Genomic DNA, 26,614 nt, shown 5'->3' with positions numbered 1-26,614 from the left:
ATGCTTTCCAACCCTAATATCGACCTGGTTTCGCGCTTTCTTCGCCTGCCGCTGGAACAGCGCCAGCAGTTTTACCAACGTCTGCACAGCCGTGGCATGAGCTTCGCGCAATTGCCGATTGCCTCGATCCGCGAGGACGGTCACAAGCTGCCGTTGTCCTTCGCTCAGGAACGCCAGTGGTTTCTCTGGCAGCTCGACCCACACAGCGCGGCTTACCATATTCCCGGCGCCCTGCGCCTGCATGGGCAGTTGGACCTGGCGGCGTTGCAGCGCAGTTTCGATACGCTGCTGGCCCGTCACGAGAGCTTGCGCACGCAACTGGTCGAAGACGGTGAACACCTGTGGCAAGAGGTGTTGCCCCAGGCGCGGGTCGAGATCCGGCAGGCGCGTGTCGACGAGTCGCAACTGATGGCGCAGGTGCACGCGCAGGTGGACCTGCCTTTCGATCTGCACCAGGCACCGCTGTTGCGCGTGAGCCTGCTGCAACTGGCCGATGATGAACAGGTGCTGGTGATGGTGCAGCACCACATCGTGTCTGATGGCTGGTCGATGCAACTGATGGTTGAAGAACTCGTGCACCTGTATGCCGCTTACAGTCAGGGGCACACGCCGCAACTGTCCGAGCTGCCGATTCAGTACGCCGATTACGCCCTGTGGCAACGCCGCTGGATGGAAGCCGGGGAAAAGGCGCGCCAGCTGGCCTATTGGCAGAACCTGCTGGCAGGCGAGCAGCCGGTGCTGGAGCTGCCGCTGGACCGCCCGCGCCCGGCGCAGCAAAGCCATCGCGGAGCCAGCTTGCAGGTGCATCTGCCGACGGCGCTGGTCGCTGGCCTCAAGCGGTTGGCGCAGCAGGAAGGCGTCACGCCGTTCATGCTGTTGCTTGCTTCCTTCCAGACCCTGTTGTACCGCTACAGCGGGCAGTCGGATATCCGCATCGGAGTGCCGGTGGCCAACCGCAACCGCCTGGAAACCGAGCGATTGATCGGGTTCTTCGTCAACACCCAGGTGCTCAAGGCCGACCTCGACGGCCAGATGAGCTTTGCGCAACTGCTGCAACAGACCAAGGCACGCGCGCTGGAGGCCCAGGCCCATCAGGACCTGCCGTTCGAGCAACTGGTGGTGGCGTTGCAGCCCGAGCGCAGCCTGAGTCAGAACCCGCTGTTCCAGGTGATGTTCAACCACCAGACCGACGCCCAGCGCGGCCATGAAGCCCGGCAGTTGCCGGGCCTGCGTGTGGCGGAGCTGGACTGGGACAGCCAGACCACCCATTTCGACCTGAGCCTGGATACCCACGAATCGGCCGACGGGCTGTGGGCGGCGTTCACCTACGCCACCGACCTGTTCGACGGCACGACCATCGAGCGCCTGGCGCAACACTGGCAGCACCTGTTGCACGCGGTGGTGGATGCCCCGCGCAACGTGCTTGCCCAGTTGCCGATGCTGGGCGAGGCGCAGCGGCGCGTGGTGCTTGAGGACTGGAATGCGCCGGCTTGTGGCGTTGCCGCGCGGGCGGTGCACCGGTTGTTCGAAGCCCAGGCCGAGCGACAGCCTGAACGTCAGGCTCTGGCCCTGGATGACCAGGCCCTCAGTTACGGCGAATTGAACCAGCAGGCCAACCGCCTGGCGCATGTGCTCATGGCCCAGGGCGTCGGCCCGCAGGGGCTGGTGGGCATCGCGGTGGAGCGCTCGTTTGCGATGGTGGTAAGCCTGCTGGCGGTGCTCAAGACGGGCGCGGCCTACGTGCCGTTGGACCCCGAGTACCCCCGTGAGCGCCTGCTGCACATGCTGGAGGACAGCGGTGCGAGCCTTGTGCTGACACATTCCGGCCTGCGTGAGCGCCTGCCGCTGCCCGAGTGGGTAACCGCCGTGGAAATCGACCTGATCCAGGCGCAGTTGGCGGTGAGTGGCGCTGACAACCCGACGACCGATGTCGAGCCGCAAAGCCTGGCCTATGTGATCTACACCTCCGGCTCCACTGGCAAGCCCAAGGGCGTTGCCATCAGCCACGGGGCTTTGAGCGAGTTCGCCGGCATCGCCGCCGATTACTCACGGCTGGTGCCCCAGGACCGTGTGTTGCAGTTCGCCACGCTGAACTTCGACGGCTTTGTTGAGCAGCTTTACCCGGCGCTGACCCTCGGTGCCACCGTGGTCTTGCGGGGGCCGCAGCTGTGGGATGGCGCTCAGCTGTATCGGCAGATCATCGAGCAGGGCATCACCCTGGCCGACTTGCCCACGGCCTATTGGAAACTGTTCCTGCAGGATTGCCTGCAAGCGGGCGCGCGTTCCTATGGTGCGTTGCGCCAGATCCATATTGGCGGTGAAGCCATGCCGCTCGACGGTCCACAACTGTGGCAACGCGCGGGCCTGGGCCATGTGCGCCTGCTCAATACCTACGGGCCCACCGAAGCCACGGTGGTTTCGAGTGTGCTGGACTGCACCGACCCCGGCGTTATCAACGGCGTGACAGCAAGCCCGATTGGTCGCGCAGTGCCCGGACGCGGACTGTACGTGCTCGACCGCGACCTCAACCTGCTGCCCCCCGGCGCCGTGGGCGAACTCTACATCGCCAGCGCCCAGGGGCTGGCCAGTGCCTATCTGAAGCGGCCGGGCCTGACGGCCGAGCGCTTTGTCGCCAACCCGTTCAGCGATGTCGGCGCGCGCCTTTACCGCACCGGCGACCTGGCGCGCTACCGCGCCGACGGGATCGTCGAGTACGTCGGGCGGGTCGACCATCAGGTCAAGGTGCGCGGCTTTCGCATCGAGCTGGGCGAGATCGAAGCCCTGCTGCTGGCCCAACAGAGCGTACGCGAAGCGTTGCTGCTGGCGGCTGACAATCAACTGCTGGCCTATCTGGTGCCTGCGCAACCGCTGGGCGAAGCCGAACGCGGCGAGACCGGCGCGGCGCTGCTGGCCACCTTGCGCGAACACCTGCCCGATTACATGGTGCCGGCGCACCTGATTTTCCTTGAGCGCATGCCACTCAATCCCAACGGCAAGCTGGATCGCCAGGCGTTGCCCAAGCCCGACGCGAGCGCGGCGCAGCAGGACTGGCTGGCACCGGTCACGCCGCTGCAGCAACAGGTGGCGGCGATCTGGGCCGCTATTCTCGGCGCCGAGCGTGTGGGCCTGAACCAGCACTTCTTCGAGCTGGGCGGGCATTCGCTGCTGGCGATGCAAGTGGTGTCGCGGATTCGTCACACCCTCGGCCTGGAAGTGCCGCTCAAGGCGCTGTTCGAACACCCTCGGCTGGATGCATTTGTCGACGCGTTGCACACCCGGGACGCTGCCGTTTCCACGGCGCCGCCGTTGCTGCCGGCAGGGCGCGAGCAGCCCTTGCCGCTGTCCTACGCTCAGGAGCGCCAGTGGTTCCTGTGGCAACTGGAACCGTCGAGCGCTGCGTACCATATCCCCAGCGCCTTGCGCTTGAAAGGGCAGCTGGACATGGCAGCCTTGCAGCGCAGTTTCGACACCCTGCTGGCCCGCCACGAAAGCCTGCGCACGCGCCTGCGCCAGGACCCGGACCGCACGGTTCAAGTGATCGAGCCTCACCTGGCGTTGCCCATCACGCTGGCTGACGTCGATGAAACCCTGCTCCAGGCGCGCGTCGAAGCGTTGATCGCCGAGCCCTTCGACCTGCAGCAGGGCCCGTTGCTGCGTGTGGCGTTGCTGCGCCTGGCCGCTGATGAGCATGTTTTGGTGCTGGTGCAGCATCACATCGTCTCCGACGGCTGGTCGATGCAACTGATGGTCGAGGAACTGGTGCGGCTCTATGCCGCTTACAGCCGGGGCGAGGACCTGCAGTTGCCGACGCTGCCGATCCAGTACGCCGACTATGCCCAGTGGCAGCGCAACTGGATGGAAGCGGGCGAGAAGGAGCGCCAGTTGGCCTACTGGCGCGAGATGCTCGGCGGCGAGCACAGCGTGCTGGAGTTGCCGTTCGATCACCCGCGCCCGGCGGTGCAAAGCCATCAAGGCGCGCGGCTGGCCTTCGAATTGGCGCCGCAGCTGAGCGAAGGCCTCAAGGCCCTGGCGCGGCAGCAGGGCGTGACCCTGTTCATGCTGCTGCTGGCGTCCTTCCAGACGTTGCTGCATCGCTACAGCGGCCAGGAAGAAATCCGCGTCGGCGTGCCGATTGCCAACCGTAACCGCAGCGAGACCGAGCGCCTGATCGGTTTCTTCGTCAACACCCAGGTGCTCAAGGCCGACCTGCACGGGCAGATGAGCGTCGAGCAACTGGTGCAGCAGACCCGCCAACGTGCGCTGCAGGCCCAGGCCCATCAGGACCTGCCGTTCGAACAACTGGTGGAAGCGCTGCAACCGGAACGCAGCCTGAGCCATAACCCGCTGTTCCAGGTGATGTTCAATCACCAGACCGACGTCGGCCAGGCCCAGGTCCAGCAGCAACTGCCGGGGTTGTTGGTGGAAGGGTTGACATGGGAAAGCAAGACCGCGCATTTCGACCTGGACCTGGATGTCCAGGAATCCGCCGAGGGCATCTGGGCCAGCCTTGGCTATGCCACGGACCTGTTCGACGCCGGCACCGTGCAGCGCATGGCGCGGCACTGGCAGAACGTGCTGCAGGGCATGGTCGCCAACCCGCAACAAGCCCTCGGCCAATTGAACCTGCTGGAGGCTGGCGAACAGCAGCAGATCCTCGAACTGTGGGATCACAGCGCTGCAGGCTTCTCGTCCCAACGTCTGGTGCACCAACTGGTCGCCGACCGTGCGCAGGAAACGCCCGATGCCGTGGCGGTGAAGTTCGCTGACGAACAGCTCACCTATGGCGAACTCGACCGCCGCGCCAATCGCCTGGCCCAGGCGCTGATCGCCCGTGGTGTCGGCCCGGAAGTGCGGGTGGCGATTGCCATGCCGCGCAGTGCCGAGATCATGGTGGCGTTTCTCGCGGTAATGAAGGCCGGTGGCGCGTATGTGCCGCTGGATATCGAGTACCCGCGTGATCGTCTGCTGTACATGCTGCAGGACAGTCGTTCGCGGTTGCTGCTGACACACTCGTCGGTGCAGCAGCGCCTGCCGATTCCCGAAGGGCTGCAAGCCCTGGCGGTGGACCACTTGCATGCCTGGTCCGACGACAACCATGCGGCACCGGATGTTGCACTGCACGGCGACAACCTGGCCTACGTGATCTACACCTCCGGCTCCACCGGCATGCCCAAGGGCGTCGCGGTGGCGCACGGCCCGTTGGTGGCGCACATCATCGCCACCGGCGAGCGCTACGAAACCGGCCCGGCCGACTGTGAACTGCACTTCATGTCGTTCGCCTTCGACGGCTCCCACGAAGGCTGGATGCACCCGCTGATCAATGGCGCCAGCGTGCTGATCCGCGATGACAGCCTGTGGCTGCCCGAATACACCTATCAGCAAATGCATCGCCACAGCGTGACGATGGCGGTGTTCCCGCCGGTATACCTGCAACAACTGGCCGAGCATGCCGAGCGCGACGGTAATCCACCGGCCGTGCGGGTCTATTGCTTCGGCGGTGATGCCGTGGCGCAAGCCAGTTACGACCTGGCTTGGCGCGCGCTGAAACCCACCTACCTGTTCAACGGCTATGGCCCCACCGAGACCGTGGTCACGCCGCTGCTGTGGAAAGCGCGCCGGGGCGACCCGTGCGGCGCGGTCTACGCCCCCATCGGCACGCTGCTGGGCAATCGCAGCGGCTACGTGCTGGACGCGCAACTCAACCTGCAACCCATCGGCGTGGCCGGCGAGCTGTACCTGGGCGGCGAGGGTGTGGCGCGGGGCTACCTGGAGCGTCCGGCACTCACCGCCGAACGCTTTGTGCCGGACCCTTTCGGCCAGCCCGGCAGCCGCGTCTACCGCAGTGGTGACCTGACCCGTGGCCGTCCGGACGGCGTGGTGGACTACCTGGGCCGCGTTGACCATCAGGTTAAAATCCGCGGTTTCCGTATCGAACTGGGCGAAATCGAAGCGCGCCTGCGCGAGCAGCCAAGTGTCGGCGAAACCGTGGTGGTGGCCCAGGAAGGCCCGACTGGCAAACAATTGGTGGCCTACGTGGTGCCGCTGGACACGGCCCTGCTGACGGATGCCATCGCCCAAGCAGGCGCGCGCGAAGCCTTGCGCAGCGCCCTGAAAACCCGTTTGCCCGACTACATGGTACCGACCCACTTGATGTTCCTCGAACGCATGCCGCTGACCCCCAACGGCAAGCTCGACCGCAAGGGCCTGCCCGTGCCGGATGTGAGTCTGATGCAGCAGGTGTATGTGGCGCCGCAGAGTGAGCTGGAGCGGCAGGTAGCGGCCATCTGGGCCGAGGTGCTGGGCGTGGAGCAAGTCGGCCTGGCCGATCATTTTTTCGAGTCCGGTGGCCACTCGCTGCTGGCGATGCAGGTGATCTCGCGCCTGCGTCATTTGCTGGGTGCAGAGGTGCCCCTCAGAACCCTGTTCGAGCAACCGCGCCTGCAGGGATTTGTCGAGGCGTTGAGCGATCCGCAGGCATCGTTGACGAGCGCGCCGCCGATCCTGCCGGTCAGCCGTCAACAGCCGCTGGCGCTCTCGTATGCCCAGGAACGTCAATGGTTCCTCTGGCAATTGGACCCGCACAGTGCCGCCTATCACGTGCCCAGCACATTGCGTCTGCGTGGTTGGATGGACCCGCTGGCCTTGCAGCGCAGCTTCGAAACACTGGTGGCCCGGCATGAGAGCCTGCGCACTCAGGTGTATCAGGACGCAGGCCGTGCCGTGCAAGTGGTGCGTGAAGTGGGCGCAGTGGGCATCGTGCAGGCGCCGGCCACTGAAGCTGATTTGCAGCGTCTGGTCGAGGCCGAGATTGCGCGACCTTTCGACCTGCAACAGGGGCCGTTGCTGCGCGTGACGTTATTGCGCCTGGCCGAAGACGACCATGTATTGGTGCTGGTGCAGCATCACATCGTGTCCGATGGCTGGTCGATGCAAGTGATGGTGGATGAGCTGGTGCAGTTATACGCCGCTTATAGCCGGGGCGAGGACCTGCAATTGCCGGCGTTGCCGATTCAGTACGCCGACTATGCGCAGTGGCAGCGTGATTGGATGGCTGCCGGTGAACGCAATCGCCAACTGGGTTACTGGCAGGCATTGCTGGGTGGCGAACAGCCGGTGCTGGAGCTGCCGATTGATCGACCGCGCCCTGCGGTACAGAGCTTCCGTGGCGCCAGTCTGGAGATCAACCTTGACCCGGCGTTGGTGGCAGGGCTCAAGGCCCTGGCCCAGCGGGAAAATGTCACGCTGTTCATCGTCTTGCTCGCCTCGTTTCAGAGCGTGCTGCACCGTTACAGCGGCCAGCAGGACATTCGTGTCGGCGTGCCGATCGCCAATCGAAATCGAGTTGAGACCGAGCGTCTGGTGGGTTTCTTCGTCAATACGCAGGTGCTCAAGGGCGACATCGATGCCCAACTGACGGTCACTCAATTGTTGCAGCAGGCCAGGCGCCGGGCGCTGGATGCCCAGAGCCATCAGGACCTGCCGTTCGAACAACTGGTGGAGGCGCTGCAGCCTGAACGCAGCCTGAGCCATAACCCGCTGTTCCAGGTGATGTTCAATCACCAGAGCCAGGCACGCCTGGCCAGCACTGGCCAGCAACTGCCGGACCTGACCATTGAAGGGCTGGATTGGGGGACACAGACCGCGCAATTCGACCTGAGCCTCGACACCCAGGAAACCGGCGATGGGCTGGGCGCGATCCTGACTTACGCCACCGACCTGTTCGACGCTGCCACGGCCAAGCGTATGGCGCGCCATTGGCAGAGCCTGTTGCAGGCGATGCTGGGTGATCCACACCAGCGGGTCAGTCAATTGACGCTGCTGGAGCCTGTGGAAGAGCAGTTGATGGTCGAACAATGGAACGACACGGCGCAGGATTATCCATTGCAGCGCAGCGTGCAGCAGTTGATCGAAGCGCAGGTCAGCCGTGCACCGGATGCCCAGGCTTTGGTATTTGCCGCAGAGTCGCTGAGCTATGCGCAGATGAATGCTCGCGCCAACCGTCTGGCGCACCGTCTGATACAGCAGGGCGTAGGGCCCGACGTGCTGGTGGGTGTGGCGATGGAGCGTTCCATCGAAATGGTGGTGGCGCTTCTGGCCGTGCTCAAGGCCGGTGGCGCCTATGTGCCGCTTGACCCTGACTACCCGCGCGACCGCCTGGCCCACATGCTGGAGGACAGCCAGGTGCATCTGCTGTTGACCCAGGCGCACCTGATGCAGGCCCTGCCGATCAGTGATCCCGAGCACTGCCTGCTGGTGGAGCAGGGTGATCGCTGGCTGAGCGACTATGCCGATACCAATCCTGACGTGGCCGTGGACGCTGAAAACCTCGCCTATGTCATTTACACCTCTGGCTCCACCGGCCAGCCGAAGGGCGCGGGTAACCGCCACTGCGCGTTGACCAACCGCTTGCTATGGATGCAGCAGGCGTACGCGCTCGATGCCGCCGATACGGTGCTGCAAAAGACACCGTTCAGCTTCGACGTCTCGGTATGGGAGTTTTTCTGGCCCTTGATGACTGGCGCTCGACTGGTGGTCGCCGCACCTGGCGATCATCGCGACCCGTCACGGCTGGTGGAGCTGATCAATCGGCAACAGGTGACCACCCTGCATTTCGTGCCTTCGATGCTGCAGGCATTCCTCCAGGATCCGCAGGCCGCCAGTTGCCAGGGTTTGCAGCGCATTATCTGCAGTGGCGAAGCGTTGCCTGTGGACGCCCAGCAACAGGTGTTCGCCAAGCTGCCGAACGCTGGCCTGTTCAATCTGTATGGGCCGACGGAAGCTGCCATCGATGTAACCCATTGGACATGTGTGAATGAGCAGCGCGACAGCGTGCCGATTGGTCGGCCAATCGCCAATCTGCGCACGCATGTGCTGGATGCGCTGTTGCAGCCGGTCGCCGCAGGTGTCGCCGGCGAGTTATACCTGGGGGGTGTCGGGCTGGCGCGCAGTTATCATCGACGCCCTGGCCTTACCGCCGAACGCTTCGTGCCGTGCCCGTTCCAGCCTGGCGAGCGGTTGTATCGCACGGGCGACCGGGTGCGCCAGCGTATGGATGGGGTGACCGAGTACATCGGGCGTCTTGATCATCAGGTAAAACTGCGCGGTTTGCGCATCGAGCTGGGTGAGATTGAAGCACGCTTGCTCGAGCATCCGCAGGTGCGCGAGGCGTCGGTGCAGGTCCATGAAGGAAAGTACTTGGTGGGTTATCTAGTGCTGCAGGAATCGACCCAGGCGTGGCGTGATGCCTTGAGCGCTCACTTGCTGGCGCATCTACCGGACTACATGGTGCCTGCGCAATGGGTGCTGCTGGAGCGGATGCCGCTGAGCCCCAATGGCAAGCTGGACCGCAAGGCCTTGCCCGCGCCGGACGCCAGTGTGCATGAGCGACGTTTCGTGGCTGCGCGCAATCCGCTTGAGCAAACGCTGGTGGCGGTATGGCGCGAGATTCTGGAGGTTGAGCAGGTTGGTGTCGAAGACAATTTCTTTGAGTCGGGCGGGCATTCGTTGTTGGTGTTGATGCTTAAGGAGCGTATTCGCAAGGCGGTCGGCGTGGAGCTGTCGGTAAGTCAGTTGATGCTCCACCCGACGGTCGCAGGGCAGGCGGCGTGCCTTGAGGGAAGTGCCGGGCGGTCTTTGATCGTGAGGCTGAACAGCCAGACTCAGGGAACACCGCTGTACCTGTTCCATCCCAGCTACGGTTCGGTGCATTGCTACAAAGCGATTGCCCTTGCCTTGCGTGAGCAACGGCCCGTGATGGGGGTGATGTGTCGTGCCTTGGCCGAGGAGGGCAGCGAGGTGCCGGCCTGGGCGGCAATGGTTGAGGATTACACGGCGCAATTGTTGAAGGCCCAGCCCGAGGGGCCATTCCGCCTGGCCGGTTGGTCTCTGGGGGGCAACCTGGCGATGGAGGTTGCCTACGGCCTGGAGCAGGCGGGACGGCAAGTGGAATGTGTGGGTTGGATCGACGCTTCGCCGCCGCAGTGGGTCAAGCCGTTTTGGGACACGGCGGTCATGGTTGACGAGCGAGACGTTTCTGCCAATGACCGGCGCGTGGAGTTGCTGGAGGTGATGTTTCCCGAATCATCCCAACACATTCATGCGCAATGGTCAGCGCTGCAACGGGCAGGGGCTGAAGAGAGCGAGCAGTGGACTGAATTCAGCCGCTGGGCAGAGCAGAACCTGGGTGAGCGCTTCCATGAACTCAAGGATGAGTTGCTCGGTGGCCACGAGGCGCAGATATCCTGGGAAGTTGACCGCATTCTCGGCCAGCGCCTGCATGATGCCGACTTCAAGGCGATCAAGGCGCCGATCAGTTGCTGGTGGGCGGCCTTGAGTCGTACCGGGGTGCATCGTCAGTTGATTGAGACAACCATGCTGGAAGTCACCGGGCAATCAGCAATAGAACGTTCGGTGCTGATCGAGACCAGCCATGATCGGTTGATCGATAACGCCGAGTTCGTTCGCAGCTTCGCCGCCGCGATGGCCTGATGTTGCAGGGGGTGCCCTGACTCCGTTCAGTTAAGGAAAGTGTGTGGGCTTATTGTGGCGAGCGGGCTTGCCCCGCGTTGGGGTGCGAAGCGCCCCCAATCCAGCAAAACGCGGTGTACCTGATACGGCTCAGCGCCTGGTTTAGGGGCTGCTGCGCAGCCCAACGCAGGACAAGCCTGCTCGCCACAGGGAATCTGCGTTTAACTGAACAGCATTAGGGCAAGCCCGCTCGCCACAGAGGCTCCAGTTTGCTGCGTGACAGCGCTAGATCGCAGATTGGGCGTGGCGGCACACACAAAAACGCCCCGGGCCTTGAAGGCTCGGAGCGTTTTAATTCAGACCGTCATCCGTTGATTAATGCGCCTCAGAAGTCCCAGCGGGTGCTGAGCATGAAGTTACGAGGTTCACCATAAGCGGCGGAGTTATAGAAGCCGATGTTGGTGTAGTAGGACTTGTCGAAGACGTTATTGATATTCAACGTGGCCGACACGTTTTTGGTGAATTGATAACGCGCCATCGCGTCCACCAGCCAGTAGGCCTTTTGAGAGAATTCCTCGTAGCCGCCACGCGGACTGTTGTAGATATCCTGCCAGCCAACGCTCTGCCAGCGAGCGCCACCGCCGACGGTCAACTTGTCCAGATTGCCCTTGAGTTTGTATGTGGTGTAGAGGCTGACCTGATCTTCCGGTTCGAACGTGGAAATTTTCACGTCCTTGTCGTCACGCACAATCTTGTGGGTGTAACCGCCCTGGAGTTGCCAGCCCGGAGCGATTTCGCCTGACATTTCCAGCTCGTAGCCCTTGGTCACGGCCTGGGTGCCCTTGAACGCATAATTCGACGGCGTAGGCTTCAAGTTGTTGTAGTCGTCGTCCGACACGGAACGGTTGTCTTCATGAATCTCGAAGTAGGCGGCGCTGGCGTTCACACGACCATCCAGGAAGTCTGCCTTGATGCCCAGCTCCCAGTTCTGGCCTTCGTCCGGCTCAAGCAGTTTGTCGTTCCTGTCGCGGTTGTAGCTTTCCTGTGGCATGAAAATGTCGGTATAGCTGGCGTAGACCGAGTAGGTATCGTTCAGGTCGTATACCGCACCGACGTAAGGCACAAAACGTCCCGACTCACGGTAGGTCGGGTTATTACCGGTTACCGTGTAGTTGACAACGCGGCCGCCAAGCAACAGCTTGAGGTCGTCGGCGAGGTTCAGGCGGGTAGTCATGTACATGCCGGTCTGGCGTACGGTGTCGTCGATTTTCGATTGCGACTGACCCCAGTCCGGTTCGCGGGCGTTACCGTGCCAGTTGTTGAAGTCGACCAGGTTGGGCGCAAGGTTCCAGTAACCGTTGCCCTTCCACTCCGAGGAGCTGATGGAACCACCGAATACCAGTTCATGCTCGCGGCCACCCAGGCTGAAGGGGCCGCTCACATACAGGTCGCCCGAGTCACTGACGGTTTCACCGGTGTATTTGCCCGAGGTGAGCTGCGATGTACCGTCCAGAGCCGGGGTATCGCCCTGAATCGAACCCATCAGCGCGTGATAACCGTTGATCTTGTGGTCCAGCTGCAGCTTGGTGACCCAACCTCCACCGAGGTCATGCTCGAGCATGGCGAACGCGGTGCGGGTGTACTGCTCCCAACTGCTCCAGTCGGCGGCGTTGTTGAACGAGCGCTTCACTTTGTTGCGATTACCTTGGGCGTCGATCAGCGGGAAGCTGCCGGACCACGAAGAGCCTTTGGGCAGGCTGTCCTGATAGTCGCCGCCTACCGTCAGCATGGTATCGGGCGACAGGTCGAACTCCATGATGCCGTAGTAGGTCGGGCTTTTGCGCTCATAGCGGTCCATGAACGAGTGTTTGTCCTGATAGGCGGCGACGGCGCGGCCACGCACATTGCCGGTTTCGGTCAGCGGCCCGCTGACGTCCAGTTCGCTGCGGTAGTTGTCCCAGGAACCGGCGCCCAGTGAAGCGTGGCCCTGGAAGTCGGCGGTGGGTTTTTTACGCACCAGGTTGATGGTTGCGCCCAGCGAACCTGCGCCGGTCAACAGGCCGGTGGCACCCTTGAGCACTTCGACGCGGTCGTAGATCGCCATGTCGCTCAGGGTGTTGCCTGCCGAGTAGGCAACGTTGCGCGAGGTGGACGGAATCCCGTCGTACTGGAAGTTATTGATGGAGAACCCCCGGGCGTAGTAATTGCTGCGCTCGGTGTCGAAGGCGGAGACCGTAATGCCCGGCGTGTGGCGCATCACGTCATCCACGTTATTCAGACCGAAGTCATCCATGTGTTGACGGGTGACGACGGTGACCGACTGTGGCGTTTCCTTTGGCGTCAGGACCAGGCGTGTGGAGGTCGCGATGGACCCCGGCGTATAGGAGCCGGTGTTTTCGGTGACGTTGCCGAGCATGTTGCCGGTGACCTGGGTGGGGCTCAGCTCCAGTCCGGTCGCGGTCCCCGCAGCGGTGACGGTCAACGAGTTGCCGCTGAGGCTGTGGGTGGTCGAGGTGCCTGCCAGCAGCGTGGCGATCGCCAACTGCGGCTCCATCTTGCCCTTGACCGCACGGCTGTTCTTGCCCTGCACATCCCCGGGGCTATACAACACCTGCACATTGGTCTGCCGGCCGAATTCCTGCAGCGCGCTCCCCAGCGGCTGTGCAGGAATATTCAACTCGATCTCCTGGGCCTGTACATAGCCTGCAATCGGCAGCGATACCGCAAGCGCCAGGGCACTCGGAAGAAGGTTGATGTTCAAGGCCCGGCGCATGGATAGCGCTTTGCTCAGGGGGCTGAGACCGAGTCGTGCTGGCATGGATGCTTTCTCTTCTATGTTTTTAAGTGGGCAATTCTAAGTGTTTATTGAGGTCAATTCTCATTACCACTAGTGAGACGTTCCTACTTGGGGAAACCGGAAAATAAAATTCACGCCGGTTCCAGCTCATGCATCACCTGGCCGGCGCGCAGGCGCACCAACTGGTCGGCGATGTCGAAATAGCGATCGTCGTGGCTGATGACGATGATGGTCTTGCCCAGGCGCTTGAGATCTGGCAGCAGCTCGGTATAGAAAATGCGGCGAAAGGCCGGGTCCTGGTCGGCAGCCCACTCGTCGAACACCAGCACCGGGCGTTCTTCGAGCCAGGCGTTTACCAGTGCCAGACGTTTACGCTGGCCGGTGGAGAGGTCGGTGGTGCTGAACACGCCGTCCTTGACGCTGACCTTGTGTGCGATCTCCAGGCGTTCCAGGTATTTGCTGGCGCTGTCCAGCGACTGGGCGGCGCTGCCCTGCACCAGGTCGTCGAACAGGTAATAGTCGGAGAACACCGTGGTGAACAACTGTCGATAGTCGTCGCGTTCGGCGGCGGTCACCGCTTCGCCGTTGAGGCGGATTTCGCCGGCCTGGGGCGGGTAAAGGCCCAGCAATAGTTTGATCAGGGTGGTCTTGCCGCTGCCGTTCTCGCCGACAATGAACACGATATCGCCTTGCTTGATGCTCAGGTTGATCGGCCCCAGGTGGAACGGCTCGCTGCCTTCGACCGCCGGAGGGCTGTAGCTCACGCCCTTGAGTTCGAGGCTGTTGACCACAGGTTTCGGTGCTTCGCTGTCGTCCATCAGCAGGTGTGGTTCCGGCGACGAGAAGCGCTGCGACAGCTCGCTGATACGGCCGAAGGCAATCTTCGCCTTGCCCACCACCGGCAGGTAGCCCAGCAAATGTTCCAGCGGGCCTTTCATGTACAGCAGCACCAGTACGAAGCCGGTGATCACGGTCGGGTCCGGATTGGGCCTGTACGCCTGCATCGCCAGGGCCAGACCGATGACCACGAAGAACAGCATCGAGCCGAAGGTCTTGGCAAGAATGTAGATATTCACCGACCGCACCTGGATATCGCTGATCAGGTCGGCGGTTTCCTTGATTCGGTGGGTGTTCATGCGAAAGCGCCGTGGACGGTGCATGCGCAGCTCCTTGGCACCGGAAGCGATGGCGTTGTAGTAACGCTGCAACTCATCCTCATGCCCGCGTGCCAGGTCGAAACCCTGGATGCCCTTGCCGCCGGCAATGAACTGCACGGTGCTGCCGATGATGATTGCCACCACCATCATCAGGAACATCGGCACCGACAGGTACGCCAGGTAGCCCAGGCAACCGAGGGTGACCGTGGCGGCGATGGCCAGCGGGGTGAACGCAAAGGAGAAATCGCTGATGGTGTCCACATCATGGGTCAGCACCGGGATCAGGCGGTGGGAGCGATAGCGCTCGATCTGGCCGATGGGCGCGGACAGGACCTTTTCGCCCAGGTCCTTGCGCAGCGCCGCGATGATGCGCTGGCCCACATAGTTGGTGCCGATGTCGGAAATGATCGAGCTGACCAGTGCCACCACGCACAGCGCGGCAAAGGTCATGACCACGCCCTGGGTCATGCCGTCGGCCGAATGCAGGGCGTTGTTGATGGTGGCCAGCAGCAGAGTGATGGCGAGGCCGCCGACCATGCCCAGCGCAACGGACACCGTCACGATAGTGCGAAAGGGCCTGATCAGTGCGAGCAAGCCGTTGAAGGCGCCGCGTTTGGCATCGGTCATAAATACTTCCCGGAAAGTCAAAAAGAGGGGGCTGGGCACACAGACCCTTACCCATGACAAACGAAGCGTCGGGGCAACTATTTAACCCGGTGTGCCAGGCGGTGGACGGCGGCGGATAAATTGCCCGCGGGCTGGTTCGTTCTTGTTCTGTAGGCGCACGCGTAGCGACGCCGTGCGCGGTTTCTTCAGCGAGAGCGAAAACATGACAAAGAAAAATCTGGTGTATGTGTGGTCCCTGCGCAATGCCGCCGCCGACAAGGCCGGGCAGCCGGTGGCCTACAAGGACCACGAACGCTACATGACGTCGGTGCTGGAGTTTCTGGTGGGAGCGCTCAACGACACACCGCTGGGCCAGGCCTATGACCTGGTGGGCGTGGTGTATGACGATGACGAACACAACCCTCGGGACCAGGCGCTGGTTGCCGATTACGGCTTTGCCTGCACACCGGGCCGCCCATGGCTGTACCCGGCAGACCTGCGGGTGCAGGGCAAGTGGGTCAACGATCTGCTGCTGAGCGTGCCGTCCACCTACCGCCGTTTACCCCGCGACAGCGCCGAGCACATCGCCGGCAAGCAGGACTTCGAGCGTCGTCTGCATGACACGCTGGTGGAGTTGAAGGCCGATATCGTGGTGCTCGATGGCTTGCTGGTGATCCTCGATGAACTGGTGCGTCCGGGCGCGCCGTTTGCGCGGCGGATCATGAATATTCATCCGGGTATCACCCGCATTGAGTCGCCGTATGAGCGTCGGGGTGCCTATGCGACGTGGAATGCGTTGCAGGGCGCGCGTGGCGAGGCGGTGGTGGATTGGACCACCCGGGAAACCAGGCCGTGTGAACCGCTTTATCTCACCGGGGCCTCGTTTCATTACGTGGATAACGGGATCGACTCAGGGGAGGTGTTTCATGATGTGCTCAAGACGGAGATTTCGCCTGAGGACACTATTCTTGAGCTGCGCTGGAACAACTTTAATAACAGTTTGTTTCCGGCGTTGCAGGAGGGGTTGGCGTTGCTTGCTCAGCGGGCGGGTTGAAAGCAAGAGCGCAGTAAACTGAAGGCTTTGTGGCGAGCCCCAATGCCGTTCAGTTAAGGAAAATGTGTGGGCTTATTGTGGCGAGCGGGCTTGCCCTGCGTTGTGGGGCGAAGCGCCCCCAATCCAGCAAAACGCGGTGTACCTGATACGGCTCAGCGCCTGATTTTGGGGCTGCTGCGCAGCCCAACGCAGGACAAGCCTGCTCGCCACAGGGATGTGGCGGCCTTTGAAAAAAATGCTTGGATTGGGGGCATCAAGTCAGTTGCCCCCACATTTGGATCTCTATGGATCAAAGCTCCCGCACAACCCTGAAGCCAATCCAGTCCCCTCGCGTCTGCGGGTAAATATTGTTCCGGTTACCCGACCGCGAAAACACCGGGGCCTCGCCCCAGTCATTGCCCCGAATCTGATACCCCTCGCAGTTCGGCTCCACCCACGCGCTGCCATCGGTGGGCGCGCCGATATAGTTGGGGTGTTCGCAATCGGCAACCCGCTCATACACATTGCCATGCATGTCATACAGGCCAAACGCGTTCGGCGGGTAGCTGCCCACCGGTGATGAATAGCTGTAGCCATCCGCTGGGCCATAGGTGTTGGCGTGCTTGGCGATGCTATAGCCCTTGCCTTCGTCGAACGGAAAGGGGAACGGTCCGCTGGAGCCGGCGCGGGCGGCGTATTCACGTTGTGACTCGCTGACCAGGTGGTAACGCTGGCCGGTTTTTTTCGACAGCCAGCTCACGTACTGCCTGATGTCGTCCATGTCCATGCACACCGCTGGCTGGCGCGGGCCCTGTGGGTAGCGCGGCTTGCTGGCGATGCACTCGCGGCCGGGGCGGGTGTCGCCGTCTGCGATCTTCACACCGCTCTGGCGGACGTAGCTGTCCCATTCGCCAGCGGTCACCTGAAAACGGCTCATGGCGAAAGGCTTGGCGAAGGTCACCTCATGCATCGGACCCTCGTCGGGCTCGCGGCCGACTTCATCGTCCGGGGTGCCCATGGTAAAAGTGCCGGCCGGCAACACCACCATTTCCGGACAGTCCTTGCAGTCCTTGAACACCTTGCCCGGTTGCGGCGTTTCGGCCCAGGCCAGGCTGGGCAACAGCGCGCCGCACACGGCGGTCAACGCCAGTAGGTTCAGGGGTTTGAGTCGCGATGGAGTCATGTGGGCATCTCGTTCAAAGGGAAAAGGGCATCACACCCGCTGGCTCAGCAGGCTCATGAAACGCTGGATTTCATCCATGGAATTGAGCAGGCCGGGAGACGTGCGCACCACCGGGCCGGCATCACGCTCCACCGCATCCACCACCACGCGATTTTTCATCAGGTAGGCCGCCACCGCGTCGCTGTCCTGGCCCTTGACCCGGAAGAAAGTGAAGCCGGCTGACAGCGCCGGGCTGCGTGGCGTTACCAGCTCGATCTGCGGATGGGCGAGCAGGCGGGTTTTCAGCTCGGTATTGAGCTCATGAATACGCGCCTGCACATGCGCCTTGCCCAGTTGCAGGTGCAGCTTGAAGGCTTCATCCGCCGCCCAGCGATGCTCGAAAGCGTGATAGCCGCCGGGCGTCATGCGCGTGGCGAAATTGGTGTCTTCGGAGAAAGTCGCCACCATGGGCGTGACGTATGGGTTATCGCTGTCGCGCGCGCAGACCAGGCCGGTGCCGCGCGGGCCGAACATCCACTTGTGAGTGCCGGCGATGAAGAAATCACAGTGCATGTCGGGAAAGTCCAGGTTCTCGACGCCGAAGCCATGCACCCCGTCGACCACGTACAGCAGCCGGTCCTGGTCGTCGCGGTTACGGTTGTGTTCGTCCACCAGCGTGCCGATTTCGCCGATGGGCAGCTTCACGCCGCTGCCGGACTGCACCCACGTCATGCCGAGCACGCGGGTGTTGGGGCGAATGGCCCGTTTGATATTGCCAAGCACCTCATCCGCCGACACCTGGCTGGCGCGCTTGAACAGCTCGATGCGGCGCACCTGCGTGCCCTCCTTGAGCGTGCGGAAATCCAGCACGCTCTGGGTGGCGTAATGCTCATGGACGGTGGTGAGGATCTCCTGATCCGGCCGCACCTTGATGCCGCCATAGATCATCGCCAGGCCTTCGGACGTGCTGCCGGTGAGGGCGATCTGCGCCGGCATGGCCTGCAAATAGCGGCCGGCCCAGTCGCGTACCTGGCCTTCACGCTTCCAGGTTTCCTGCAGGTCCCAGTCCATCGCCAGGCCGGGGTTGCGGTCGATCTGCTGGCGATAGCGCTCGATGGCGTCGCGCACCGGTTTGGGGTGCGAGGTCACCAGGAAGTTGGAGAAATGCAGATAGCTCGGGTCCTGGTCGAACAATTGCTTCAATCCCGTCCAGGGATCGATTGCCGTGGTGGCCAGCGCCGGTGGAATCAGCGAAGCGCCCAGGGGCAGGCTGGCAGCGAGCAGGCCCGCCTGTTTGAGAAAGGTGCGGCGGTCGGTCATGGGACTTGCTTCGTGGTTGATCAACGGTTGGCCAACGGCTTGGCGGCCTTTTGCACCTGGTCCCATACCCGCAGGAAGTTGCCTCCCCACAGCTTGGCGATATCGGCTTCGGAGTAACCGCGCTGGATCAGCTCGGCGGTGACGTTGCGGATTTCGCCGACATTGTTCCAGCCCTCGATACCGCCGCCGTCGTTGAAGTCCGAAGCAATGCCCACGTGATCGATGCCGATCTTGCGCACGGTGTAGTCGACGGCATCGCCCCAGTCCTTGAGGCTGGCCTTGGGTTCTTCTTCGAGAATGCCGTACAGCCCCTGGGCGTACTGGCCGAACTTCTGCTCGGGCCAGGCAGCGATGATGGCATCGCCCGGCATCAGCGCCATGGCCAGGTTAGGCAAGGGCGGCAGGTCGAAACGCGCGCGCAGAACATTGAGTTTGTCCTGGGTGGGCTGGCTCAGCGGACGCAGGTAGGCGGGGAACCCTACCACCTGCACCACGCCGCCACTCTGTTTGATCAACTGCAATTCTTTGTCGCTGAGGTTGCGCGGGATGTCCACCGACGCCCGTGGCGCCGAGTGCGAAGCCACCATCGGCGTGCGGCTCAAGTGCGCGACCTGCTCCAGCGCCTGGGTCGACATCTGCGACACATCGATAATCACCCCCAGGTCGTTCAGGCGCTGCACCGCTTGCTGGCCGATTGGCGACAGCCCGCCCAGGGCATCGGTGGAGTCATTGAAAAATGGCAGCGGCCGCGACGAATCCGACCAGGCGTTGTTGCCGATGTAGCTGAAGCCGAACATGCGCATGCCGCGCGCGGTCCACAGGTCCAGCTGGTTCAAGTCATCCCCCAGCGGATAGGCGTTGAGCATGCTGATGAAGATCGCGAATTTGCCCTCGCCGTGCAGGCGCCGCAAATCATCCGGGGTGTAGGCGATGCCGACCTGATTGGGAAAGTCACGCACCATGCCGGTGATGATTTGGTAGCGCACCTCCTGCTCGTGGCGGGCCTCTTCGACAAAACCATCGGTGGGCCTGTGTGGTGCGTGGTCGCCGTTCCAGATTTCCGGCCAGCCGAAAATCGTCAGCGCCGCGCCGGAGAGGCGTCCGCGTGCCGCCTTGGCCAGGTCGAACTGCCCGCTGCCATCCTTGTCGGCCTCATTGCCGGCGGTGCCGAAATCCATGGGCACGGTGATGTGGCTGTCGAACGACAACAGGCGGTCCTGCATTTCGTTGGCCTGCCGGATCACCTCCAGCGGGTAGCCGGCATTGCCCTTGAACCAGTGATCCCAGACCAGAAAACCGGCCCCGGCGCCAATGGCCAGGGCCAGCGGCAAGCCGAGATACAGCGCCTTTTTCGAACGTGGTTTTGTCATTGCCATCTCAGTCAGTTGAGGCCTTTGCTATCTGGGAAGGACGAGCCACGGCAGGGGAAATTTAGGCGGGCAGGGCGGGGCGGTAAATTTTGCCGGGCTGCAAACGTTCTAGCTCTGATTAAGCCGTTTCCTAAGGTAGACAATGACGATCTCTCGACGTGGGTTCATCGCAGGCCTGGCGCTGACTGGCGCGGCCGTGCCGGCGGCCTTTTACGCCCATCGCGAGCTGACGCGGGAAGAAGAGTTGCCCATCACCCCCGGCGAAGCCACGGTGGCGTTGGCCGATACTGCCGGCCAGCACCTGGCCAATACCTTGCGCGGGGTGTGGAGCCTGCGCCTGGCAGGCCGTGACGCCGGGCTCAAGGGCCTGCCGCTGCATGGCCTCGAGCTGCTGCTGGATATCGCGCCGCGTGGCCGTGGTCTGCGCGGCTACCTGGACACCGCCGCCAACCTGCGCGCCGAGGGCGAACCGCGCTACCGCGTACTGGGCGATCTGACGGGCGAAGGCACGGTGCTCTACTGGCGCCTGATCGACCGCGACTCTGCCGGCGGTGCCCCCAGCTATGAATTCAGGATGACCCTCGACGAGGTCTGGGCCGACTTCGCCAACGCCGGCAGCAGCACCCTCAGCGGGCAGATCCTCGACCTCGACCGCCCCCTGGCGCTGACCGAGCGCGACAACCGCTTTATCGCCCACAAACAGCTGTTCCCCGAAGCTCGCCAGCGCATCGGCCTCAACCCGACCTTGCTGGCGTGGCTGATCGCGCCCGAACACCGCCTGTTTCACCAGCTCTGGCACGCCACCCGTGACCAGTGGCACAAGCTCTCCGAAGAAAAGCGCGACGCCCTGCGCGGCATCGGCTGGCAACCCGGCCCACGGGGGCAGGAGCGTGACGCTCGCGGCAAGCGCAAAGACCGCAACGGCTCGGGCATCGACTTCTTCTTCATGCACCGCCATATGCTCGGCACCGCGCGCTCGATGCAAAACCTGCCGTCATGGCCGCAATTTCCCGCACCGCAGCCTGCGCTGGAAAGCGATCGCCCGGGCTTTTTGCGTTATTTCGACAACCACGACGGTTTTGCCCTGCCGCCCACCTGGTCGGCCCCGGATGACAGCGACTACACCCAGTGGGTCAGCGACATCAAGGCCGCCGAGACCTACCACAGCAACTTCCAGGTGTGGGAATCCCAATACCGCGACCCGCGCTACCTGGCGCGCTTGACCCTCGGTCAGTTGGGCTCGGAAATGGAGCTGGGCCTGCACGACTGGCTGCACATGCGCTGGGCCTCGGTGCCGCGCGACCCCTCCAACGGCGCGCCGGTGCCTTTCGCCCGCGACCCTGCGGACTTCGCCACGCGCTGGTACGTGGCGCAAAACGATTTTCTCGGTGATCCGTTTTCATCCCATGTGAATCCCGTGTTCTGGCATTTTCACGGCTGGATCGATGACCGCGTCGAAGACTGGTTTCGCGCCCACGAGCGTTTCAATCCGGGTGAGGTCAGCCGTATGCAAGTCAATGGCGTGGCCTGGTTTGCCCCGGGACGCTGGGTGGAGGTGGGCGACCCGTGGCTGGGCCCGGACACCCATGGCTGCAGCACCACGCCGGGGTTGCAAAGGGGCAGGTCGATGGAAATGGACCCGGAAACCATGAAGCTGGCGTTGCGCATCACCTTCAGCGCTGAAGACGACGGGTTGCAGGGCCTGTTCAAGCGCGTGCCCAGGCGGCCCTGGTACGCCCGGCATCTGAAGGTCAAGCCGCAGTCGGTCTGACCCTCAGGGGTTACCCGGCACGTTCGGCCACAGGTCGGCGACCAGAAACAGTCGCTCGGCTTCCTCCCAGTCTTCGCCCTGTTGCACCAGCCGCACCAGCAACTGCGCGGGCGCCATGGGGGCCAGCGCCGCCAGCCACGCGCGCATCTGTGCTTCGCTCCACACCTCATCGGCCGGGTAATGCGCCGGCGCCAGCCAGGCGTGACGGGGCAGGGGTTGCCAGCGGCCCGGCGGGCGCGTGGCGACAAAATCCTGCCAGTCACGCTGATGCAACCAACTGCCGCGTAAATGCTGCGGATGCGCGCCCAGCGGCGGTTCGGCCGGGCCCGGCCATGGATACAACAGGTAACCTCCAAGCCACAGGTGCGCGTCGAACTGTTGAACCTCCAGCGCGGCCAGCGCTTCGCGGCTTTCCGGGCGGGCCGAGATCGGCAGTTGATGCTCGGCCAGGTGCGCCAGCTTGCGGTCGAGCCGGTCATGGCAGCCGGGGCCCAGCCATTGCTCGGTGGCGCGGCCATCACCGGCCTGGGGCCCGAGGTAGAGCTTGATCGCCAGTTCCAGATGGTGCACGCCATCGCGATCACGCAGCAGCATGTCCAACTCGCCCAGCGTATGCCCGGCCCGGCGAATCGGCAGGTTGGCGGCCAGCAAGTGCACGCCCGGTGCATGCTGCACGGCGAATTGCCACAGGCGCTCATAATAAAGGCCCAGGCGCCGTGTGCGGGCCAGACTGAGCCAATGCTGCAAAGCGCTGCTGTCGGCGTCCAGCTGGCGCAGCCAGTGTTCCAGCCGGCAGGGGGCCTGCACCCAATCGCTGCCGGCCAGCGGGTGGCGTTGCGGCCACGGCGTCTGCGCCAGCATCGGTGGCGCCAAAATCACCCACGCGAGGTCGCGCACCTCGGGGTGACGCAATTGGCGGGGCAAGGTGTGCAGGTCGGGGAACACAGTCATGCTCCGAGCATAGCCTTTTAAGTGTGGCGCAGGTGCGTGAGAACCATTGTCATCAAGTCTTTGCGCTGACAAAGGGTTTTGCCTGACGCGGCCTTTCACCCATAATCGTGGTTTTTCGCCGCACCCGGAACCCGCAGGAGCCCCATGGAGCAATTTCGCAATATCGGCATTATCGGTCGCCTGGGCAGTACCCAGGTGCTGGACACCGTCCGCCGGCTGAAAAAATTCCTGCTCGAACGCCATCTGCACGTGATCCTCGAAGACACCATCGCCGAGATTCTCCCCGGCCACGGCCTGCAGACTTCCTCGCGCAAGATGCTCGGCGAAGTGTGTGACATGGTGATTGTGGTCGGCGGCGATGGCAGCCTGCTGGGCGCCGCACGCGCCCTGGCGCGGCATAACGTGCCGGTGCTGGGGATCAACCGCGGCAGCCTGGGGTTTCTCACCGATATCCGGCCCGATGAGCTGGAAGTCGAAGTGGCCAAGGTGCTCGACGGCCATTACCTGGTGGAAAACCGCTTCCTGCTGCAGGCCGAGGTGCGTCGCCACGGTGAGGCCATCGGCCAGGGCGATGCGCTCAACGATGTGGTGCTGCATCCCGGTAAATCCACGCGGATGATCGAGTTCGAGCTGTATATCGACGGTCAGTTCGTGTGCAGCCAGAAGGCCGACGGCCTGATCGTCGCCACGCCGACCGGCTCCACCGCGTACGCGCTGTCGGCCGGTGGCCCGATCATGCATCCCAAGCTCGATGCCATTGTGATCGTGCCGATGTACCCCCATATGTTGTCCAGTCGGCCGATTGTGGTCGACGGCAACAGCGAGCTGAAAATCGTGGTGTCCAAAGACATGCAGATCTACCCGCAAGTCTCCTGCGACGGGCAGAACCATTTTACCTGCGCCCCCGGTGACACCATCACCGTGAGCAAGAAGGCGCAGAAGCTGCGCCTGATTCACCCGCTGGACCACAACTACTATGAAGTGTGCCGCACCAAGCTGGGCTGGGGCAGCCGCTTGGGGGGTGGAGGCGACTGATGCTCGATCCCGCGCGTAGCTACGACCTGATTGGTGACGTGCACGGTTGCGCTCATACCCTTGAGCACTTGCTCGATCGCCTGGGTTACCACAAGCAGGGCGGCACCTGGCGCCATCCGTCGCGCATGGCGGTGTTCCTCGGCGATATCATCGACCGTGGCCCGCGCATTCGCGAGGCGCTGCATATTGTCCACGACATGGCGGTGGCCGGTCAGGCGCTGTGCATCATGGGCAATCATGAATTCAACGCGCTGGGCTGGACCACACCGGCGCCACCGGGCAGTGGCAAGCAATTCGTGCGTGAGCACAACCCGCGGCATGCGCGGCTGATCCACGAAACCCTGACCCAGTTCGAGCAGCACCCGGGTGACTGGCAGGATTTCCTTGGCTGGTTCTACGACATGCCGCTGTTCGTCGATGCCGGGCGTTTTCGCGTGGTGCATGCGTGCTGGGACGAAAGCTTTATCCAGCCACTGCGCGCCCGATTCCCCGACGGCTGCATCGACCAGGCGTTTGTGCAGGCCGCCGCCGTGCCCGGCAGTTTTGCCTGCAACGCCTTCGACCGCCTGTTGCGCGGCACCGACATGCGCCTGCCTGACGGCTTGACGCTGACCGGCGGCGACGGCCTGACCCGCTCGTTCTTTCGCACCAAGTTCTGGGAGGATGACCCCAAGACCTACGGCGACGTGGTCTTCCAGCCCGACGCATTGCCCGAGCCGGTGGCGCGCACGCCGCTGTCCTCGACCGAAAAAAATTCACTGCTGCGCTATGGCGTCGATGAGCCGTTGCTGTTCGTCGGCCACTACTGGCGCAGCGGCAAACCGGCGCCGATCCGCGACAACCTGGCTTGCCTGGACTACAGCGCGGTGCTGTACGGCAAGCTGGTGGCGTATCGTCTGGACCAGGAAACCCGACTGGATCCGGCTAAATTCGTATGGGTTGATGTTGAGCGCCCCGAGGTTATTGAATGAGTACCGTGGCTGTATTGCGCTTGCCCTTGAGCGTCGACCTGGGCGGTTTCGTCAAGCTGCTGCAGCGCATGCAAGTGCCCCATCACGTCAGTGAAGAGGCCGGTGAGCAGGTGTTGTGGGTGCCAGAAAGCATCAGCGAAGACGTGCACGTGCTGTATCAACGCTTTCCCGCCGGCGATCCGGACCAGCAACTGGATATTCCCGAGCAGGCGCCGGCGGTGCGTCCAGGTTTTGTGCAGCAATTGCGCCACAGCCCGGTCACCGCGCTGGTGCTGCTGGCAAGCCTGATCGTCGGCGCGGTGACCTTGCTCGGTGAAAACCTGCAGGCTGTCGGTTGGCTGACCTTTCTGCCGTTCCGGGTCATGGGCGAGTACATCCAGTTCACCCCGTTCGCCCAGATGCTGGCCGAGGGGCAATGGTGGCGGCTGGTTACGCCGATGCTGATCCACTTCGGCATTCTGCACCTGGCCATGAACGGCATGTGGTACTGGGAGCTGGGGCGGCGCATCGAAGTGCGTCAGGGCAGCATCAACCTGCTGGGCCTGACCCTGTTGTTCAGCCTGGTTTCCAACTACGCCCAATACGCGTACGGCGGCCCCGGCCTGTTCGGTGGCTTGTCCGGCGTGCTGTATGGGCTGCTCGGGCATTGCTGGATCTTTCAACTGCTCTCGCCCAACCCCGCGTATCGCCTGCCCCGTGGGGTGCTGGCGATGATGCTGATATGGCTGGTGCTGTGCCTGTCGGGGCTGGTCTCGATGATCGGCTTCGGCGAAATCGCCAACGCCGCCCACGTGGGCGGGCTGGTCATCGGTTGCCTCACCGGCTTGCTGGGCGGCCTCTACAACCGCCGCAAAGCGTCTATTTGATAAGGAAGAGCTCATGTCCTCTTTTGCTGAAATGATCGAAAACATCACCCCGGACATCTACGAGAGCCTCAAGCTCGCCGTGGAAATCGGCAAATGGTCCGATGGCCGCAAGCTCACTGCCGAGCAGCGCGAGCTGTCGCTGCAGGCGATGATCGCGTGGGAGATCCAGAACCTGCCCGAAGAGCAGCGTACCGGCTACATGGGCCCGCAGGAATGCGCGTCCAAGTCCGAGACAATGCCCAATATTCTGTTCAAGTCGGATGCGATCCATTGATTGAAATTGGTCGCGGTGCAGTCAGCAAAATGTCGGCGCAGCTCGGTGAGCCGACCGTTCAGTACAGCTTTCGCCTGGGCGATACCGAGGTGCCGGTCAACCCGTTGATCGGCACGCACATACGCCTTGAGTTTCTTGGCGCCATCCATTGCAGCCATTGCGGGCGCAAGACCAAGACCAGCTTCAGCCAGGGTTATTGCTACCCATGCATGACCAAGCTGGCCCAGTGTGACCTCTGCATCATGAGCCCGGAGCGCTGCCATTACGACGCCGGCACCTGCCGTGATCCGGTGTGGGGCGAAACCTTCTGCATGACCGACCATGTGGTGTACCTGGCCAATTCGTCGGGGATCAAGGTCGGCATCACCCGCGCCACCCAGTTGCCGACGCGCTGGCTCGACCAGGGGGCCAGCCAGGCGCTGCCGATCATGCGCGTGGCCACGCGTCAGCAATCGGGTTTCGTCGAAGACCTGTTCCGCAGCCAGGTGGCCGACAAGACCAACTGGCGTGCGCTGCTCAAGGGCGATGCACAAACCGTCGACCTCAAGCAGGTGCGCGATGAGTTGTTCGCCAGCTGCGCCGAAGGCCTGGTGACGTTGCAGGAACGCTTTGGCCTGCAGGCCATCCAAACCATTGCCGACGTTGAGCCGATCGAGATTCGATACCCGGTCGAGCAGTATCCGACCAAGATCGTCAGCTTCAACCTGGACAAGAACCCGATTGCCGAAGGCACGCTGCTGGGGATCAAGGGCCAATACCTGATCTTCGATACCGGCGTTATCAATATTCGTAAATACACGGCCTACCAGCTCGCCGTGCATCAGTAGAAGGATT

General features: G+C 63.0%; 14 protein-coding genes. 8 read left to right on the top strand and 6 right to left on the bottom strand.

Annotated features, from left to right (window positions below; all coding sequences use genetic code 11):
• Positions 1 to 10,488: an amino acid adenylation domain-containing protein gene (locus tag H045_RS09815; RefSeq protein ID WP_015372252.1), complete on the top strand. Its 10,488-nt coding sequence runs from the start codon at positions 1 to 3 to the stop codon at positions 10,486 to 10,488.
• Positions 10,489 to 10,852: 364 nt separating this feature from the next.
• On the opposite strand, the gene H045_RS09810 is transcribed toward H045_RS09815, so the two are convergent.
• The gene (locus H045_RS09810) at positions 10,853 to 13,285 is read right to left on the bottom strand and encodes a TonB-dependent siderophore receptor (protein ID WP_199858477.1); all 2,433 of its coding nucleotides are present in this window, start codon (positions 13,283 to 13,285) and stop codon (positions 10,853 to 10,855) included.
• A gap of 110 nt (positions 13,286 to 13,395) precedes the next feature.
• A complete protein-coding gene (locus tag H045_RS09805) occupies positions 13,396 to 15,048 on the bottom strand; it encodes a cyclic peptide export ABC transporter (RefSeq protein ID WP_015372251.1) in 1,653 nt (550 codons plus the stop codon).
• 202 nt (positions 15,049 to 15,250) lie between these two features.
• On the opposite strand from H045_RS09805, the gene H045_RS09800 reads away from it, so the two are divergent.
• A complete protein-coding gene (locus H045_RS09800; RefSeq protein WP_041931621.1) occupies positions 15,251 to 16,081 on the top strand; it encodes a formyl transferase in 831 nt (276 codons plus the stop codon).
• Between the two features lie 289 nt (positions 16,082 to 16,370).
• On the opposite strand, the gene pvdO is transcribed toward H045_RS09800, so the two are convergent.
• The 3 genes from pvdO to pvdM are packed head-to-tail and all read right to left on the bottom strand — an operon-like array spanning position 16,371 to position 19,912.
• Complete coding sequence (pvdO, locus tag H045_RS09795; RefSeq protein ID WP_015372249.1) at positions 16,371 to 17,243, bottom strand: dihydropyoverdine dehydrogenase; 873 nt, start codon at positions 17,241 to 17,243, stop codon at positions 16,371 to 16,373.
• A 30-nt stretch (positions 17,244 to 17,273) separates the two neighbouring features.
• Entirely contained in the window at positions 17,274 to 18,542 is a 1,269-nt protein-coding gene (pvdN, locus tag H045_RS09790; protein ID WP_015372248.1) for a pyoverdine-tailoring periplasmic protein PvdN, read from the bottom strand.
• A 20-nt stretch (positions 18,543 to 18,562) separates the two neighbouring features.
• Positions 18,563 to 19,912 carry a pyoverdine-tailoring dipeptidase-like protein PvdM gene (gene pvdM / locus H045_RS09785; RefSeq protein ID WP_015372247.1) on the bottom strand — a complete coding sequence of 450 codons (1,350 nt, stop codon included), beginning with the start codon at positions 19,910 to 19,912 and terminating at the stop codon, positions 18,563 to 18,565.
• Positions 19,913 to 20,054: 142 nt separating this feature from the next.
• Here pvdM and pvdP point away from each other — a divergent pair, with 142 nt between their 5' ends.
• A complete protein-coding gene (pvdP, locus tag H045_RS09780; RefSeq protein ID WP_015372246.1) occupies positions 20,055 to 21,683 on the top strand; it encodes a pyoverdine maturation tyrosinase PvdP in 1,629 nt (542 codons plus the stop codon).
• 3 nt (positions 21,684 to 21,686) lie between these two features.
• On the opposite strand, the gene H045_RS09775 is transcribed toward pvdP, so the two are convergent.
• Positions 21,687 to 22,877, bottom strand: a complete 1,191-nt coding sequence (locus H045_RS09775) for a DUF1853 family protein (protein WP_370671339.1) — start codon at positions 22,875 to 22,877, stop codon at positions 21,687 to 21,689.
• Between H045_RS09775 and H045_RS09770 the strand changes: the two genes are divergently transcribed.
• Genes H045_RS09770 through H045_RS09750 form a run of 5 tightly spaced genes read left to right on the top strand, consistent with a single transcriptional unit; the run spans position 22,779 to position 26,607 of the window.
• Positions 22,779 to 23,669 (top strand): NAD(+) kinase, encoded by an 891-nt coding sequence (locus tag H045_RS09770; protein WP_003217892.1) that lies wholly within the window; start codon positions 22,779 to 22,781, stop codon positions 23,667 to 23,669. The two genes, H045_RS09775 and H045_RS09770, sit on opposite strands and share 99 nt — an antisense overlap.
• Positions 23,669 to 24,640, top strand: coding sequence for a metallophosphoesterase (locus H045_RS09765; protein ID WP_003236400.1), 972 nt, complete (start codon positions 23,669 to 23,671; stop codon positions 24,638 to 24,640). The genes H045_RS09770 and H045_RS09765 overlap by 1 nt, the downstream gene beginning before the upstream one ends.
• Entirely contained in the window at positions 24,637 to 25,506 is an 870-nt protein-coding gene (locus tag H045_RS09760; RefSeq protein ID WP_003236397.1) for a rhomboid family intramembrane serine protease, read from the top strand. Before H045_RS09765 ends, H045_RS09760 begins: the two co-directional genes overlap by 4 nt.
• Positions 25,507 to 25,519: 13 nt before the next feature.
• Positions 25,520 to 25,780: a YeaC family protein gene (locus tag H045_RS09755; protein ID WP_015372244.1), complete on the top strand. Its 261-nt coding sequence runs from the start codon at positions 25,520 to 25,522 to the stop codon at positions 25,778 to 25,780.
• A complete protein-coding gene (locus H045_RS09750; RefSeq protein WP_003236393.1) occupies positions 25,777 to 26,607 on the top strand; it encodes a DUF2797 domain-containing protein in 831 nt (276 codons plus the stop codon). The genes H045_RS09755 and H045_RS09750 overlap by 4 nt, the downstream gene beginning before the upstream one ends.
• Positions 26,608 to 26,614: the final 7 nt, after the last annotated feature.

Source organism: Pseudomonas poae RE*1-1-14 (assembly GCF_000336465.1).
GTDB lineage: Bacteria > Pseudomonadota > Gammaproteobacteria > Pseudomonadales > Pseudomonadaceae > Aquipseudomonas > Aquipseudomonas poae.
This window is presented reverse-complemented; position numbering and strand designations above follow the sequence as displayed.